General features: G+C 45.4%; 15 protein-coding genes. 9 read left to right on the top strand and 6 right to left on the bottom strand.

Going from position 1 to position 15,147, the window contains the following annotated elements; translation table 11 throughout:
• The first annotated feature begins 3 nt into the window (after nt 1-3).
• From hslU to rraA, 3 genes are all read left to right on the top strand, one after another.
• Complete coding sequence (hslU, locus tag VIB_RS02615; protein WP_004394446.1) at nt 4-1,335, top strand: HslU--HslV peptidase ATPase subunit; 1,332 nt, start codon at nt 4-6, stop codon at nt 1,333-1,335.
• A gap of 86 nt (nt 1,336-1,421) precedes the next feature.
• Nucleotides 1,422-2,339: a 1,4-dihydroxy-2-naphthoate polyprenyltransferase gene (locus VIB_RS02620; protein WP_040903922.1), complete on the top strand. Its 918-nt coding sequence runs from the start codon at nt 1,422-1,424 to the stop codon at nt 2,337-2,339.
• Between the two features lie 75 nt (nt 2,340-2,414).
• Entirely contained in the window at nt 2,415-2,933 is a 519-nt protein-coding gene (rraA, locus tag VIB_RS02625; protein WP_004394448.1) for a ribonuclease E activity regulator RraA, read from the top strand.
• A gap of 84 nt (nt 2,934-3,017) precedes the next feature.
• Here the strand turns inward: rraA and VIB_RS02630 are convergent, their stop codons facing one another.
• Complete coding sequence (locus VIB_RS02630) at nt 3,018-4,361, bottom strand: MATE family efflux transporter (protein WP_004394449.1); 1,344 nt, start codon at nt 4,359-4,361, stop codon at nt 3,018-3,020.
• A gap of 128 nt (nt 4,362-4,489) precedes the next feature.
• Nucleotides 4,490-5,263 carry a triose-phosphate isomerase gene (tpiA, locus tag VIB_RS02635; RefSeq protein WP_004394450.1) on the bottom strand — a complete coding sequence of 258 codons (774 nt, stop codon included), beginning with the start codon at nt 5,261-5,263 and terminating at the stop codon, nt 4,490-4,492.
• Nucleotides 5,264-5,476: 213 nt separating this feature from the next.
• Here tpiA and VIB_RS02640 point away from each other — a divergent pair, with 213 nt between their 5' ends.
• Both VIB_RS02640 and VIB_RS02645 read left to right on the top strand, forming a co-directional pair.
• Complete coding sequence (locus tag VIB_RS02640) at nt 5,477-5,824, top strand: 5-carboxymethyl-2-hydroxymuconate Delta-isomerase (protein ID WP_004394451.1); 348 nt, start codon at nt 5,477-5,479, stop codon at nt 5,822-5,824.
• Between the two features lie 11 nt (nt 5,825-5,835).
• Nucleotides 5,836-6,273, top strand: a complete 438-nt coding sequence (locus VIB_RS02645) for a DUF805 domain-containing protein (protein WP_040903926.1) — start codon at nt 5,836-5,838, stop codon at nt 6,271-6,273.
• Here the strand turns inward: VIB_RS02645 and VIB_RS02650 are convergent.
• Nucleotides 6,270-6,611, bottom strand: a complete 342-nt coding sequence (locus VIB_RS02650; protein ID WP_040903928.1) for a DUF3135 domain-containing protein — start codon at nt 6,609-6,611, stop codon at nt 6,270-6,272. The genes VIB_RS02645 and VIB_RS02650 overlap by 4 nt on opposite strands.
• 237 nt (nt 6,612-6,848) lie before the next feature.
• Complete coding sequence (locus VIB_RS02655) at nt 6,849-7,478, bottom strand: helix-turn-helix transcriptional regulator (protein ID WP_004394453.1); 630 nt, start codon at nt 7,476-7,478, stop codon at nt 6,849-6,851.
• Between the two features lie 321 nt (nt 7,479-7,799).
• Here VIB_RS02655 and VIB_RS02660 point away from each other — a divergent pair, with 321 nt between their 5' ends.
• The 3 genes from VIB_RS02660 (at nt 7,800) to ltrA (ending at nt 12,566) form a co-directional block, all read left to right on the top strand.
• Nucleotides 7,800-8,090, top strand: a complete 291-nt coding sequence (locus VIB_RS02660; protein WP_004394454.1) for a co-chaperone GroES — start codon at nt 7,800-7,802, stop codon at nt 8,088-8,090.
• Nucleotides 8,091-8,165: 75 nt separating this feature from the next.
• Nucleotides 8,166-9,803: a chaperonin GroEL gene (gene groL / locus VIB_RS02665; protein ID WP_004394455.1), complete on the top strand. Its 1,638-nt coding sequence runs from the start codon at nt 8,166-8,168 to the stop codon at nt 9,801-9,803.
• A gap of 1,089 nt (nt 9,804-10,892) precedes the next feature.
• The gene (ltrA, locus tag VIB_RS02670; RefSeq protein WP_004394456.1) at nt 10,893-12,566 is read left to right on the top strand and encodes a group II intron reverse transcriptase/maturase; all 1,674 of its coding nucleotides are present in this window, start codon (nt 10,893-10,895) and stop codon (nt 12,564-12,566) included.
• Between the two features lie 216 nt (nt 12,567-12,782).
• On the opposite strand, the gene VIB_RS02675 is transcribed toward ltrA, so the two are convergent.
• Entirely contained in the window at nt 12,783-13,253 is a 471-nt protein-coding gene (locus VIB_RS02675) for an MgtC/SapB family protein (protein ID WP_040903931.1), read from the bottom strand.
• Between the two features lie 180 nt (nt 13,254-13,433).
• Entirely contained in the window at nt 13,434-14,456 is a 1,023-nt protein-coding gene (gene epmB, locus VIB_RS02680) for an EF-P beta-lysylation protein EpmB (RefSeq protein WP_004394458.1), read from the bottom strand.
• A gap of 32 nt (nt 14,457-14,488) precedes the next feature.
• Here epmB and efp point away from each other — a divergent pair, with 32 nt between their 5' ends.
• Nucleotides 14,489-15,055, top strand: a complete 567-nt coding sequence (gene efp / locus VIB_RS02685; RefSeq protein ID WP_004394459.1) for an elongation factor P — start codon at nt 14,489-14,491, stop codon at nt 15,053-15,055.
• Nucleotides 15,056-15,147 lie beyond the last annotated feature (92 nt).

Consider the following 15,147-nt stretch of genomic DNA (forward strand, 5'->3'; position numbering starts at 1 on the left):
ATGATGTCTGAAATGACGCCTCGTGAAATTGTTCACGAACTAAACCGCCATATTATCGGTCAAGAGAAAGCCAAACGTGCTGTAGCGATTGCATTACGTAACCGCTGGCGCCGTATGCAACTTGAAGAAAGTTTACGGGTCGAAGTGACACCGAAAAACATTCTGATGATCGGCCCAACAGGGGTGGGTAAAACAGAAATTGCTCGCCGCTTAGCTAAGCTAGCCAATGCACCGTTTATCAAAGTAGAAGCGACGAAATTTACCGAAGTGGGTTATGTCGGTAAAGAAGTCGAAAGTATTATCCGTGATTTGACCGATGTTGCGGTTAAATTAACCCATCAACAGGCGATGGAAAAGGTTAAGTTTCGCGCTGAAGAATTGGCCGAAGAAAGGGTACTTGACGCCCTTTTGCCTCCTGCGCGCGATGCGTGGGGAGAGTCAGAAAAAACCGAGCAGTCATCGACCACTCGCCAAGTGTTTCGTAAAAAACTTCGTGAAGGCCAGTTAGACGACAAAGAGATTGAAATTAACGTTGCCGTACCACAAATGGGCGTTGAAATTATGGCTCCTCCAGGTATGGAAGAGATGACCAATCAACTGCAAGGGTTGTTTCAAAATCTCGCAGGTGATACCAAGAAAAAGCGTAAACTGAAAATCAAAGAGGCGTTAAAAGCCTTGGTTGAAGAAGAAGCAGCGAAACTGGTTAACCAAGAAGAGTTAAAAGAGCAAGCTATTTACAACGTTGAGAACAACGGCATCGTGTTTATCGATGAAATTGATAAAATTTGTAAGCGCGGTGAAAGCTCTGGCCCTGATGTGTCTCGTGAAGGGGTACAGCGTGATTTATTACCACTGATTGAAGGAAGTACCGTTTCAACTAAGCACGGTATGGTAAGAACCGATCATATTCTGTTTATCGCTTCGGGTGCCTTCCAAGTGGCTAAACCTTCGGATTTAATTCCAGAGCTGCAAGGTCGTTTACCGATTCGTGTTGAGTTAGAAGCGTTATCGAGTCATGATTTCAAACGTATTCTTACCGAACCGAAAGCGTCTTTAACTGAGCAATATATCGCATTGATGAAGACTGAACAGGTCGATATCAGCTTTACTGAAGATGGCATTAAACAAATTGCCGAAGCCGCGTGGCAAGTCAATGAAAGCACAGAAAATATTGGTGCACGACGTTTGCATACGGTGATGGAGCGTTTGATGGATGAGATCTCTTATGAAGCGACAGAGCGTCCGGGTAGTCAAATGGTGATTGATGGTGACTACGTGCATGACCGCCTTAGTGAATTGGTGGAAGACGAGGATCTTAGCCGCTTTATCTTATAAATTACTAGCCCACCGCACTGGTGGGCTTTTTTATCGCTCTCGTTTGCGCGTATACTCAGCGCACGGTTTTGTCATTGCTATTTATTATGAATAACTCTTTATGTATTTGGGTTGATGCGGCGCGGCCGAAAACTCTTCCTCTCGCTTTGGTCTCTATTCTTACGGGTAGTGTACTGGCGTTTTCTGTCGGTTCGTGGTCTTGGCCTGTTACCGGTTTAGCGTTACTGACCGCAACCTTATTGCAAATTCTCTCCAATTTAGCCAATGACTACGGTGATGCGCTAAAAGGAACGGATAACGAACAGCGTCTTGGACCGATGCGGGCGATTCAATCTGGCGCGGTTTCATTAGCCGATATGAAGCAGGCGATGATCATCAACGTGCTATTAACGATCGTCTCTGGATTAGCCTTGGTTTTTTATGCGTTAGACAGTGCCCAAAGTATCGCTGCCTTTTTAGCTCTGGGTGTATTAGCCATTTTAGCCGCGATTGCTTACACCGTTGGTAATAAACCTTATGGCTACGTCGGTTTAGGGGATGTATCCGTTTTCATCTTTTTTGGTTTACTCGGTGTCTCCGGCAGTTATTTTTTACATACGGGGCAGATCGAATGGCGGTTGTTATTGCCCTCTGTTGGTTGTGGGTTATTAGCGGTATCGGTGCTCAATATTAATAATATGCGAGATATTGAAAACGATGCCTTATGTGGTAAACGTACGGTAGTGGTACGTTTAGGGCAGCAGCGTGCCAAGGTGTATCATCTGTTGTTATTAGCCGGAGCCCTATGCGCCTTTGCCAGCTACTTATTGATTCAAGACCGCTCAGCTTGGCTTAGTGCTCCTTTTTTGTTCAGCCTGATGGTATTGATTAATCATGGGCGAGCCGTGTATCGAACTTCGCAACCGGTACAGATGGCGCCTTTGTTACCCAATGCAGTCAAATGCGCTTTAGTTACCAATGTATTGTTTATTTCGGTCGTCATCGCTCAAACAATCCTACGTTAATTTGCGTTCTGTCATTGCATTGACTTACTGACACTATATACTCGTGGGATAATGGTTCGTTAAGAGAGTAAAGCTATGGAATACAACACCTCTGCGCTGTGCGATATCTATCTCGAGCAAGTCGATGTACTAGAACCGATGTTCAGTAACTTTGGAGGCCGTGCATCCTTTGCTGGTCAAGTGACGACCATTAAATGTTTCGAAGATAATGGGTTGATTCGCGAAGTTCTTGAGCAAGACGGAGTTGGCCGTGTGCTGTTGATCGATGGTGGTGGTTCGTTACGTCGCGCATTGATTGATGCCGAGCTCGCTGCGATTGCTGAAGAAAACGAGTGGGAAGGCATTGTCGTTTATGGCTGCGTTCGAGAAGTCGATGAACTGGAAGAGATGAGCGTGGGTATTCAAGCGCTGGCTTCTATTCCTGTTGGCGCAGTGTCACTGGGTATCGGTGAAATTGATGTTGCGGTGAACTTTGGTGGGGTGACCTTCCTACCTGAAGATTATCTCTACGCCGATAACACAGGGGTGATTTTATCACCTGAGCCGTTAAACGTCGATTTAGACGTTGAAGACGACGAGCCCGAAGAGATCTAATCTTCGCGCGCGATTAGATAATCTTAAGCAGAACCGAAGTCGAAAAGCTTCGGTTTTTTGTTGCCATAAAACTTGTCTTAATATCTAGTTTGTCATCGACAGTATTCGTTGACGTAGCCGTAACGCATATAGGTAGCCAAGCAAACCGCCCATAATATTGCCTAAAGCGATGCCGATAAATAATCCGATCACACCATACCAATACGCCCCAAGCCAAGCCGCAGGTAAAGTAAAGATGAAAAGACGCATTACGCTCCATTGAAATGCTTTTAGCGGTTGATGAAGGGCGTTCAACGCCGAAACCAACATCATCACGATACCTTGAAAGCCATAACTGATAGGGACAATCAGTAAGTAGTACCACAGTAAGTCACGCACGCTTTGCTCTTGTGAAAACAACGCCGCCAGAGGAATGCTCAGTGGCACCATCATGATAAAAATCAAGAACTGAAAAACCACGGCAAAACGTAGGCCAACAAATAACCCTTCAAAGCTGCGCTGTGGATTATCGGCCCCTAAGTTTTGTGCCATGAATGGCGTTAAGGCAGAAGTGAGCGACATTAATACCAAGATTAAAATCGATTCAATACGCTGCGCGGCACCATAAGCCGCGACGGCTGCGGTGCCATGTTGGGAAAGCATGATCATTAACACGGCACCACATAATGGATTCATCGCACTCGATAGTGCAGCCGGGGTGCCAATGGTTAAAATTTGTCGCCAGTCACTATTAAGCATTTTCAAATTAGCTCGAGCAAGCAGTTTGTCACGTCGAGCCAAAATATACAGTGAGCCGATTAGCGCACCGAGCCAAGAGCAGGCGCTGGCAATCGCTGCTCCTTGTATGCCTAATTCTGGAAACGGACCATAACCAAAAATCAGTAGTGGATCGAGTACGCCGTTGATGATCCCTGCCAGTAACATGATTTTAGCTGGGGTCTTGGTATCTCCTGTGGCACGAATCGCGCTATTGCCTGCCATGGGGATCACCAGTAGAGGAATGGTCAGATACCAAATTTGCATATACTGGTTAATCAGGGGGAGGAGTTCAGCTTGTGCGCCGAGTAAACGAAATAGTGGGTCGATAGTAAGAACACCAATGAAGGAGGCGCACAGTACCAGGACCACGGCCAATAACAAACCATGGCTAGTCAGGCGCGCCGCTTGCTTGGTTTCTCCTTGACCTAATAAGCGGCCAATACAGGTAGAGAGTCCAACGCCAATACCCATGGTGATGCAGTTGACGGCGAAGGTGACCGGAAAGGTGTAGCTGATGGCGGCTAGCGCTTGGGTGCCGAGCAACGAAATAAAAAACGTATCCACTAAGTTAAACAGTAAGATAGCGATCATCCCTACCGTCATCGGCAGTGTCATTTGGCGCAGTACTTGGGGGATCGGTGCGGACAACAGGCCGTGTTTATCGTGCATGGTGAATCAGCGAATAGAAAGTGCAAGATGGGCTAGGATACTCTATATCAGGATCAGGTACTAGCGATGAACTTGGCGATAAAAATAAGGCCAGCATGGCTGGCCTTTAGCTAACCTATTGATAATGATTAAGCATTTTTCATTTTAGCGGCTGCTTTCGCGATTGCAGCAAAGCTCTTCGCATCCAGTGCAGCACCGCCAACTAAAGCGCCATCAATGTCTGGTTGTGAGAAGTAAGCTTCTGCATTTTCTGCTTTCACTGAGCCACCGTATTGAATGATCACTTGCTCGGCAACGGCAGGGCTTTTCGCGGCGATGTGAGCACGAATAGAAGCATGGATACGCTGTGCGTCATCCGCTGTTGCTGCTTTACCAGTACCGATTGCCCAGATGGGCTCATAAGCGATGATCGCATCGTTTAGTGCTTCTACGCCGTAAGCATTGATCACGGCATCAATTTGGCGCGCACAAACCGCTTCGGTTTCGCCCGCTTCATTTTGTGCTTCTGATTCACCGATACAGAACACTGGTGTTAGACCGTTCTCTTTTAAGAATGCAAATTTCTTAGCGACAAATTCGTCAGATTCATGATGGTATTGACGACGCTCAGAGTGACCAATGATGATGTGGGTTGCGCCGAAGTCTTTTAACATCGCTGGAGACATATCACCGGTAAAAGCACCACTGTTATTCAGGTCGGTATTTTGTGCACCAAGAATGATTTTGTTGCCACCTTGTTTGATTAAACGCTCAGCAAGATCGAGGTATAGCGCTGGTGGAGCGACAGCAACGTCGACACCGTTTACACCTTCTAGCTCAGCATTCAGGCCATTCAGTAGCTCAGTCACCATAGTTTTGCTACCGTTAAGTTTCCAGTTACCCATCACAACAGGACGACGCATAGGAATATCTCCAATTTAATTGATAAAAAAAGAACGACTGGCAAAGAATATAACAGATAAAAGCGCGTAGATCATGATTAGGGTCATGACTTTCTTGGATCCTCTTTTCTGTCTTGCCCATAGTGCGTTAAGCTGACGAGAGTCGATATTAAGGGTAATGATTTTTGCTATCGTGGCAAATGAGTCATCGAGAGTGATAAACAGGGAGTTTTCATGCCAAATTTAGTCTTAGAGTATTCAAATTCTGTTGAAGAACGAGTCAACATCCAAGGATTACTGGAAGATTTACATCAAGTAGCGATAGACAGTGGGTTATTTGAAACCGCCTCGATCAAATCTCGCACTTTACGCTGCCATCATTGGTTGATTGGTGAACAGGGCGATAGTGTCGACTTTATCCATCTCAGTTTTGAATTACTCGATGGACGCAGTGGCCAACAAAAACGTGAGCTTTCTCGTCAGTTAATGACCGTGCTCGCAGAGCAAGCAAGTCAGGTTCATTCATTAACGATCAATGTGCGTGATATGGACAAAGACAGCTTTCAGAAAATTATTTATTGAGTGAGCAAGTGATGCCATTAACCCAATTGTTGTTCTCTTTCCATGGCCGGATTGGTCGCCAAACCTATTGGTTATGGAATCTCGGTTATTATTTGACCATTATTGTTTTCATGTTAACAGTGAGTCGCTGGTTGCCGAGCTTTGCGGCTTACCTTTGGCCTTTGCTACTGCTTGGACTTTTATTACCAGACTTAGCGGTAACGGCTAAGCGCTGGCATGATCGCGATAAGTCGAGTTGGTGGTTACTATTGAATTTACCATTGTTACTAGGGCGAATGGGTATGCCTGTTGGGGAGACGGCGATGGCGACCACTCCCAATTGGTGGGAAACCGCCCTTGCGTTACTTGCATTAGGCTGCGGAAGTTGGATTTTAGTCGAATGTGGCTTTCTTGCGGGTAAAGTGACCGATAATCGTTTTGGAAAATCCCCCCATGCAACGAATTCCTAGCGCCAATCATCGTGGCGAGCTTGAAAAGGGATAATTTGTGCCGAGGTGGTTGGTTTGCTATCACCTTCTAAAGCACCTCGAAACTTTATCATTTGTACACTCAGTTCCTGCATCAGTTTTACATTTGCATGGTGAGGATTTTTACAACGGCTCAGTATGCGATCAATATGGTTTTGCTGAGCGCGTAATCGCTCCTGCATGATAGCGGAAGCAGAATCAATCAATTCATCACAGAGCGATTGTTTCAATGAGCTAAACGCTTCAGGATTTTGCTCCGCTAGCAATACTAACTCATCAAAAGAGGGGAGAACTTGGATAGGACTGGGTGATCGAGACATTGAGTGCACCTTATCTTCTATGAGTACCATGCCATAAGGTAAATCATGGCGGATGAAGAGATGACCCGAAAGCAAATAGCGTTGCTGAACTTGTTGGTTGGTTGAAGCTCACCACGTGTTTACTTGTTACAGGCCATGCCTCCTAATGACTTAATGATCAGTATAGATAACAGATCAAAATAATGAGAAGAGAATCACGCTATTCTCATTATTGAAACAGAAAATAGGCTACGGCGCTCAAGGATGTGCTGAGAAAGGTTGGATACGGTAAGCGCAGCGGTGCTGGCCTTCAATAATGTGCTCGCTACGTTCGATATGGCACTCTGGGCCAAGTAGCTGCTTAAACACATTGAGTTCGGAGACGCAGAGTGCGGGGCAACGTTTGGCTGCTCGACAGATTGGGCAGTGATTTTCAATCAATAAATAGCCCCATTCTGTACGTTCTAGTTCAGCCATATAGCCTTCTTGCTCACGCAATTTGACTAAGGTATGTAATTTAGTTGCTAAATCATTGCAGGCGATTAATGCTTGTCGGTAATGTTGCAGTGTATGCGCTTCTCGTTCAGCAGTGACTTTGGCTAAGCCATCTTGACCAAATAGATGTTCAACCGCGTCGATCATTTGAATCGTTAGCTCACCATGTCGGTCCGCAAACTGATCATGTCCTTTTTTGGTTAGCGACCAATGACGAGTCGGGCGACCGACTTTGACTTTGACATCATAGAAAATCAGGATCCCCTCATCTTCTAAGCTTTGTAAATGCTGTCGAGCCCCCATGGTGGTAATGTGCAGATCATTTGCCACTTGTTTTGCTGTGACAGCACCTTCTCGTTTGATGGTGTGTAAAATCCGCTCGATGGTCTTCATGGTTTTCCTCTTTAATTACTCTGTCTATTATGGATAAGCCTCTTAATAAAGCAAAGGATTTACAATCGCCTGAGAATAGAATCCTCTCTGAACGTCGCGCTGAATGACCGTTGAGTCTGCAATTCTTGATCCTATGGATCGTTGTCGATCGATCGTTTCCTTGGGCGCTGAATCTTTTCTCGATAAATTTGTTAACTAAATCACGTTTTTTTTATTGTTCCCCCTTGGGATTGTTGGCTTTCTCCCCCACATAACAGTCACAAGCTGAGTAATCAGCCTTTTCATTAACCTCATAGAAAATAAAATCAGGAGAGACGACCGATGAACATTCGTCCATTACACGACCGAGTTATCGTTGAACGCCAAGAAGTTGAATCTAAGTCTGCTGGTGGCATTGTTCTAACGGGCTCAGCGGCAGAAAAATCCACTCGTGGCAAAGTATTAGCTGTCGGTAAAGGCCGTATCCTTGAGAATGGTTCGGTTCAAGCGCTGGATGTAAAAGTGGGTGATACTGTTATCTTCTCTGAAGGTTACGGTACCAAAACAGAAAAGATCGATGGCAAAGAAGTGTTGATTCTATCTGAAAACGACATCATGGCGATTGTCGAGTAAGAGTAAGCATTGAGTAATTTTTGCTCTGATTCAAAAACGATTGATTAAAACAGAATTAAGAAAAGGAAATGAAACATGGCTGCTAAAGACGTTAAATTTGGTAACGATGCACGCATTAAAATGCTAGAAGGCGTTAATGTTCTCGCTGACGCGGTAAAAGTGACTCTTGGCCCTAAAGGTCGTAACGTAGTATTAGACAAATCGTTTGGTGCTCCAGTTATCACTAAAGATGGTGTATCTGTTGCGCGTGAAATTGAACTGGAAGACAAATTCCAGAACATGGGCGCACAAATGCTAAAAGAAGTGGCTTCACAAGCCAATGATGCTTCTGGTGACGGTACGACAACGGCAACCGTATTAGCGCAAGCGATTATCACTGAAGGCTTGAAAGCCGTCGCTGCGGGTATGAATCCAATGGATTTGAAACGCGGTATTGATAAAGCCGTGGTTGCTGCCGTTGAAGCGTTGAAAGACCTATCAGCACCATGTGCAGACACCAAAGCCATCGCTCAAGTGGGTACCATCTCTGCAAACTCTGATTCAAGCGTAGGTAATATCATTGCTGAAGCAATGGAAAAAGTTGGCCGTGATGGCGTTATTACGGTTGAAGAAGGTCAAGGTCTACAAGATGAGCTTGATGTTGTGGAAGGTATGCAATTTGATCGCGGTTACCTATCTCCTTACTTCATTAACAACCAAGAAGCGGGTAGCGTTGACTTAGACAACCCATTCATTCTGTTGGTTGATAAGAAAATTTCTAACATTCGTGAATTACTGCCTGCTCTTGAAGGTGTCGCTAAAGCGTCTCGTCCATTACTGATTGTTGCGGAAGATGTCGAAGGCGAAGCGTTAGCGACTTTAGTGGTTAACAACATGCGCGGTATTGTTAAAGTTGCTGCGGTTAAAGCGCCTGGTTTTGGTGACCGTCGTAAATCAATGCTACAAGACATTGCTATTCTCACTGGCGGTACCGTTATCTCTGAAGAGATTGGTCTTGAACTTGAAAAAGTGACGCTGGAAGATCTTGGCCAAGCAAAACGTATTTCTATCACCAAAGAAAACACCACCATTATTGATGGTGCTGGTGAAGAAGGGGCGATCAAAGGCCGCGTAGCTCAAATTCGCCAACAAATTGAAGATGCAACATCAGATTACGACAAAGAGAAACTGCAAGAGCGCGTTGCTAAATTGGCTGGCGGTGTAGCAGTAATCAAAGTCGGTGCAACCACTGAAGTTGAAATGAAAGAGAAGAAAGACCGCGTAGAAGATGCGCTACACGCGACTCGCGCTGCGGTTGAAGAAGGTGTTGTTGCGGGTGGTGGTGTTGCACTTATCCGTGCTGCCGCTAAAGTAGCCGGCCTTGAAGGTGACAACGAAGATCAAACCGTGGGTATCCGCCTTGCCCTTCGTGCAATGGAAGCCCCTATTCGTCAAATCGTTAAAAACGCTGGCGAAGAAGATTCGGTGGTTGCCAATAATGTTCGTGCTGGTGAAGGTAACTACGGTTACAACGCAGCAACGGGTGAATATGGCGATATGATCGAGATGGGTATTTTGGATCCAACTAAAGTCACTCGTAGTGCACTACAATTCGCTGCTTCAGTTGCCGGTCTTATGATCACTACGGAAGCGATGGTGACTGAGCTACCAAAGAAAGATGGCCCAGCAATGCCTGATATGGGCGGCATGGGTGGCATGGGCGGCATGATGTGATGCGACAAGGGTCGCATTTGACCGTTCCTTGGTGTTAATCACTAAGGTGGACAGAAATATCAGAAGATATAACTGTCCTAGCTGTCACCCGAGGATGTAAAGATAGCGCTCTCCCAAGAGTTCCTCACCATTAAACCACCCGCTGGAAACAGCAATAAGGAAACAAGTGTTGAGGCAGCACCGCTGCCTCACATTTTCACTATGATCACGTACCTTCTAAAGGTGTACAACGTGAGCGGGAAACCGCAATTTAGGAAAATAAAACTTGGGACCGACATATCGGGTAATGCCCGACATGCCCTTCATTTGAAAGCGCTGGCTTCTTAACAGAACTCGGTAATTTACTGTGCTTCATCACAAGAAGATGCGCTTCGCGGTCAATACGACTGAAGCTTGTGTGTTGTATTGTCTTACTTTCAGCAGCAGCCTGAATTGATAAGACCAACTTTGTAGCAAGTTGTAGCCTAGGGATAGTGCGAATCTAGTAATGGATTGGTGCGAAGCTTCCTGACAATGTACCCCCTGAAAAGGTGCAATTTCTGTGTGAACAGAATTGTAGATATCACTAATGACAAGTGGTTGAGGGGCTAGGCTTGGTTATAGGGTTAACGTACGTGAACTGTTGATAAACAACGTCAGCCGCGTTGAGCGAAATGTCTTTGTTACGCTCTGACCAAAAGGTATGTGGACAGGTTCTTTCCTTTACATCTGGGAAGACGCTACTGTTGTGCCACTGTTGGATAGACAGAACCTAAGTAACTATTTGTACAAACACAGGAACTTGGTAAGCCCAATTATCCGCCCAAGTGGCAGGTGACTCGTAAGAGAAGCTGTTGGGTAAGTGGGTATGGGAACGATGGAAAAAGCGAATGCTTGGCTGTAATGGTCATGATAGAGGTTCAGACTTTGCCTCGACTCGAAAGAGTGCAGACTTCCACAGGGTCTTTAATCGTAAGATGGCTTGTAAAGCTGAAGGCGGGTTAATGTTATTGCGTTAACCTGAAACAATCCCCCCTAGGGTGAATGACATTTCACCCTCAGGGGGGATCTGTCTTCATTTCCCATGGGGATAACCATGAGGAAAGCAAGATGAGTAGCACACAGTGTTTACCTGCATTCTCACACCAAAACGATGGCTGGCATACCCTAGATTGGAAACTATGCCATCGGACAGTGAAGAAGCTACAAGTGCGGATTGCGAAAGCAACGCAAAGGAAAAATTGGCGACAAGTAAAGCAACTGCAACGAATGCTTGTGAAGTCTTTTTCTGCCAGAGCATTAGCGGTTCGAAAGGTTACTGAGAACCGTGGCAAGAAAACACCCGGTGTCGACGGAGCAATCTGGAATACACCACAATTGAAATGGGAAGCTATACACAATCTCAGTCGTAAAGGTTATAAACCGATGCCACTAAGACGTGTTCACATTCCTAAAGCTAACGGAAAAACCCGACCATTGGGGATACCGATCATGCGGGACAGAGCGATGCAGGCCTTGTACCTGCTAGCTTTAGAGCCCGTATCGGAAACCACAGCGGACAGGAATAGCTATGGCTTTCGTCCTCATCGTGCTTGCGCTGATGCTATCGAACAATGTTTCGTGAATCTCAGCCGTAAGTCGAGTGCCCAATGGGTACTAGAGGGCGATATCAAAGGGTGTTTCGACCATATCAGTCATGAATGGCTTATTGCCCACGTCCCTATGGATAAAGCGATATTAAAGAAATGGCTGAAAGCCGGATTTATGGAATCCGGAAGTTGGAATCCTACTGTGGCAGGCACACCACAAGGGGGAATTATCTCTCCTGTGTTGGCCAACATGGCTTTAGATGGACTTGACGAGGTATTGGAATCTCATTTTGGGAGGAAGAATACTAAGGCGAGTTATAAAACTAAGGTCAACTATGTACGTTATGCGGATGACTTCATCATCACTGGGATCTCGCAAGAGCTGCTGGAAAATGAGGTGTTACCTTTAGTCGAAGCCTTTATGGCAGAGCGTGGGCTGGCACTATCGAAGGAAAAGACGTTGATTACACATATAGAGCGAGGGTTCGATTTCCTTGGGCAAAATGTACGAAAATACAACGGTAAGATGTTAATCAAACCGTCGAAGAAAAACGTACAGACATTGCTGAACAACATACGGGATTATCTCAATAGCAATAAAATGGCTCCAGCTCAGGCGATCATTGCCAAGCTGAATCCGATGATTCGGGGATGGTGTAACTACCATCGTTGGATTTGTGCTAGTGAGACATTTAAGTATGTGGATTACCGGATCTGGAAAATGCTTTGGAAATGGTGCCGACGCATTCATTCTAATCGCCGTAAACGCTGGATTAAGAACAAGTATTTTAAGACGGTGGGTGAAAGAAATTGGGTGTTTAGCGCACCAAAACAAAAAGGGGAAGAAGGCTACTATCGTCTGTTTTACGCAGCGCGAGTGAAGATCGACAAGCATGTGAAAATTCGGGCAACAGCCAATTGTTACCTACCCGAAGACGAGCAGTATTTTGAACGTCTGAAGATGCAAAGATTGAAGAAATCTTTGGCAGGTAACATGAAGTTGTGGAAGATTGTTGAAAGACAAAATTTTCAATGTGCGGTCTGCCAACAGACGTTCAACTCAGAAGATGAATGGGATATTCACCATATCATCCGACGGGTTGATGGGGGCAGCGACGACAGTTCGAATTTAATGATGTTGCATGTGAATTGTCATCGACAAATTCATGTATCTCAGTTGCCAATGCCTCTTTGAAAACATCTTGGTAAAAGTTAGTTGCTGGTTTCATCCATAATGGAACTTATAAAGGCTTGAGCCGTATGCGGGGAAACTCGCACGTACGGTTCTTAGGGGGCGGTGGCGCAGTAATGCGCTGCTGCTACCCGACATGCTAGCCTAATGCGCTAATCAATAAAAAACCGGAGTGAAAACTCCGGTTTTTTTATGTTTATCGAGAGTGAAATGATGCAATTAACGGCCACGAAATCGTTGATGAACACCACGGCGTAAGCTTTGAAAAGTATTTTCCACTTTATCAACACCATAGAGAACTAACAAAACCAGCAGGGTAATCACCACCGATTGTACCCAATACCCTAAGCCGATCATTAAACCGAGTGCTGCGAGTACCCAAATCACGGCGGCAGAGGTTACACCATGAATTTTACCATCTTGAGTCATCATTACTCCGGCGCCTAAAAAACCGACCCCAGTAATAATTTGTCCTAGTACGCGCGCTTGATCTAAGGTATTTGGCGATAAAGACACCGCCATCGCCATAAAAAAATAGGTTCCGGAGATAATCAAAATCGAGGTTCTAATCCCAACGGGTTTGCCACGAGTTTGTCGCTCAATACCGACCAACAACCCATTAACCGCACAACAAAACAGTGCATACCAGTTGAACGGCCCTAGATCAAGTAGGGTGTCTAAAGTGAACATGTTGTCTCCAAAAGTGAGCGCGCGACAAAGGCGTCAGTATGCGTGATCTTGTTTGATTAGTTAAATCATAGACTTTATTGGTTTTGATAAAAAATGTTTATACTCTTTTTATCATCATCGACCAAAATCACCGCAGTGATGACTTTTGACGGTTGTATGGTGACCGATAGAGCTAGTGAATCATTCGAGGTGGAGATCTAATGGCGTTTTGCTCGGTCGCCCACCAATTTCTCTGGTTAGCTTGGGAACTAAGTAACCAGACACTTGCTCGATCAGCCCTGCGATAATAGTTCTGGCTTGCTCATCACTGACATAAAAATGGGCTGCGCCTTGCACTTTATCTAACACATGCAAGTAATAGGGCAGGATCCCAGCATCAAATAATGCTTCACTTAATGCGACTTGTGCCGGTACTGAATCGTTGACGCCTTTTAATAGCACACTTTGATTGAGTAGCGTTACTTTTTCGGCCCTTAAGCGAGCCAGTTGTTGGCTCAGTTCAGCATTAATTTCATTAGCGTGATTAATATGGGTTACGAGGATCACCTGCAAACGAGTTTCGGCGCATAAGCTTACGAGTTCATCGGTAATGCGAGCGGGGATCACCACGGGTAAGCGAGAATGAATCCGTAATCGCTTAATGTGTGGGATAGCGGCAATCTGTTCGATGAGCCAGCCCAGCTCATGATCTTTTGCCATGAGTGGATCGCCACCGGAAAGGATTACTTCATTGAGCTGTCGATGTTGGGCGATGTAGTCGAGGCTTTGCTGCCACACCAATTTATTGCCTTTATTGTCTTGATAAGGGAAATGGCGTCGAAAACAGTAGCGACAATTGATCGCGCAGCCACCTTTGACGATCAGTAAGCAGCGATTACGGTATTTATGCAATAACCCCGGCGTCGAGTTATTTTGTTCTTCGAGTGGATCCGTCGAGTAGCCAGGGTGAATAATAAATTCGTCACTCAATGGTAGCACTTGGCGCAAAAGGGGATCGTGAGGATTACCTTTTTCCATCCGCTCAACAAAACTCTGGGGTACTCGCTGCGCAAAAAGCGCTCTGGCTTTAAAGCCAGATTGCCAAGGCGATGGATCGATGGCTAACTGTGTGAGTAACTGCTCGGGATCGGAGATCCCATTCGCTAGCTGTTGCAGCCAGTTTTGCTCAACAGATTGGTGTTTTCGGGTTATTATATTTGGCATTGAATTTAACTCGAAGAAGGTAAGAGGAAAAAATGGCTACTGTTAGCACGAACGAATTTAAAGGCGGTCTGAAAATTATGCTTGATAATGAGCCTTGTGTCATTCTCGAAAACGAGTATGTGAAGCCAGGTAAAGGTCAAGCATTTAACCGTGTACGTATCCGTAAATTGCTTTCTGGTAAAGTGTTAGAGAAAACCTTCAAGTCAGGTGATTCTGCCGAAGTGGCTGATGTGATCGACATCGATCTGGATTATTTGTACAGCGATGGTGAATTCTATCATTTTATGAACAACGAAACGTTTGAGCAAATTGCCGCGGATGTAAAATCAGTCGGTGATAGCGCGAAATGGTTGGTTGAAAACACCAGTTGCACTTTGACATTATGGAATGGTAACCCAATCTCGGTTACGCCACCAAACTTCGTTGAATTAGAAGTCACCGAAACCGATCCTGGCCTAAAAGGCGATACGCAAGGTACTGGTGGCAAACCTGCGACTTTAGCTACTGGCGCTGTAGTTCGCGTACCTTTATTTATCGCTATTGGTGAAGTGATTAAAGTCGATACCCGCAGTGGCGAGTATGTTGGACGCGTGAAATAAGCTTCTATCCCCTTCCTACTTGAAGCTGCTGCGGTATTGGCTACGTTTGTTCACCTCAATCACATAGTTTGCCTATGCTCATGAGGATTTAC

It is taken from the genome of Vibrio metschnikovii CIP 69.14 (assembly GCF_000176155.1).
Lineage (GTDB): Bacteria > Pseudomonadota > Gammaproteobacteria > Enterobacterales > Vibrionaceae > Vibrio > Vibrio metschnikovii.

Coding starts and splice junctions, on each gene's coding strand:
- hslU (WP_004394446.1), top strand. CDS start 4: ATGTCTGAAATGACGCCTCGTGAAATTGTTCACGAACTAAACCGCCAT.
- VIB_RS02620 (WP_040903922.1), top strand. CDS start 1,422: ATGAATAACTCTTTATGTATTTGGGTTGATGCGGCGCGGCCGAAAACT.
- rraA (WP_004394448.1), top strand. CDS start 2,415: ATGGAATACAACACCTCTGCGCTGTGCGATATCTATCTCGAGCAAGTC.
- VIB_RS02630 (WP_004394449.1), bottom strand. CDS start 4,361: ATGCACGATAAACACGGCCTGTTGTCCGCACCGATCCCCCAAGTACTG.
- tpiA (WP_004394450.1), bottom strand. CDS start 5,263: ATGCGTCGTCCTGTTGTGATGGGTAACTGGAAACTTAACGGTAGCAAA.
- VIB_RS02640 (WP_004394451.1), top strand. CDS start 5,477: ATGCCAAATTTAGTCTTAGAGTATTCAAATTCTGTTGAAGAACGAGTC.
- VIB_RS02645 (WP_040903926.1), top strand. CDS start 5,836: ATGCCATTAACCCAATTGTTGTTCTCTTTCCATGGCCGGATTGGTCGC.
- VIB_RS02650 (WP_040903928.1), bottom strand. CDS start 6,611: ATGTCTCGATCACCCAGTCCTATCCAAGTTCTCCCCTCTTTTGATGAG.
- VIB_RS02655 (WP_004394453.1), bottom strand. CDS start 7,478: ATGAAGACCATCGAGCGGATTTTACACACCATCAAACGAGAAGGTGCT.
- VIB_RS02660 (WP_004394454.1), top strand. CDS start 7,800: ATGAACATTCGTCCATTACACGACCGAGTTATCGTTGAACGCCAAGAA.
- groL (WP_004394455.1), top strand. CDS start 8,166: ATGGCTGCTAAAGACGTTAAATTTGGTAACGATGCACGCATTAAAATG.
- ltrA (WP_004394456.1), top strand. CDS start 10,893: ATGAGTAGCACACAGTGTTTACCTGCATTCTCACACCAAAACGATGGC.
- VIB_RS02675 (WP_040903931.1), bottom strand. CDS start 13,253: ATGTTCACTTTAGACACCCTACTTGATCTAGGGCCGTTCAACTGGTAT.
- epmB (WP_004394458.1), bottom strand. CDS start 14,456: ATGCCAAATATAATAACCCGAAAACACCAATCTGTTGAGCAAAACTGG.
- efp (WP_004394459.1), top strand. CDS start 14,489: ATGGCTACTGTTAGCACGAACGAATTTAAAGGCGGTCTGAAAATTATG.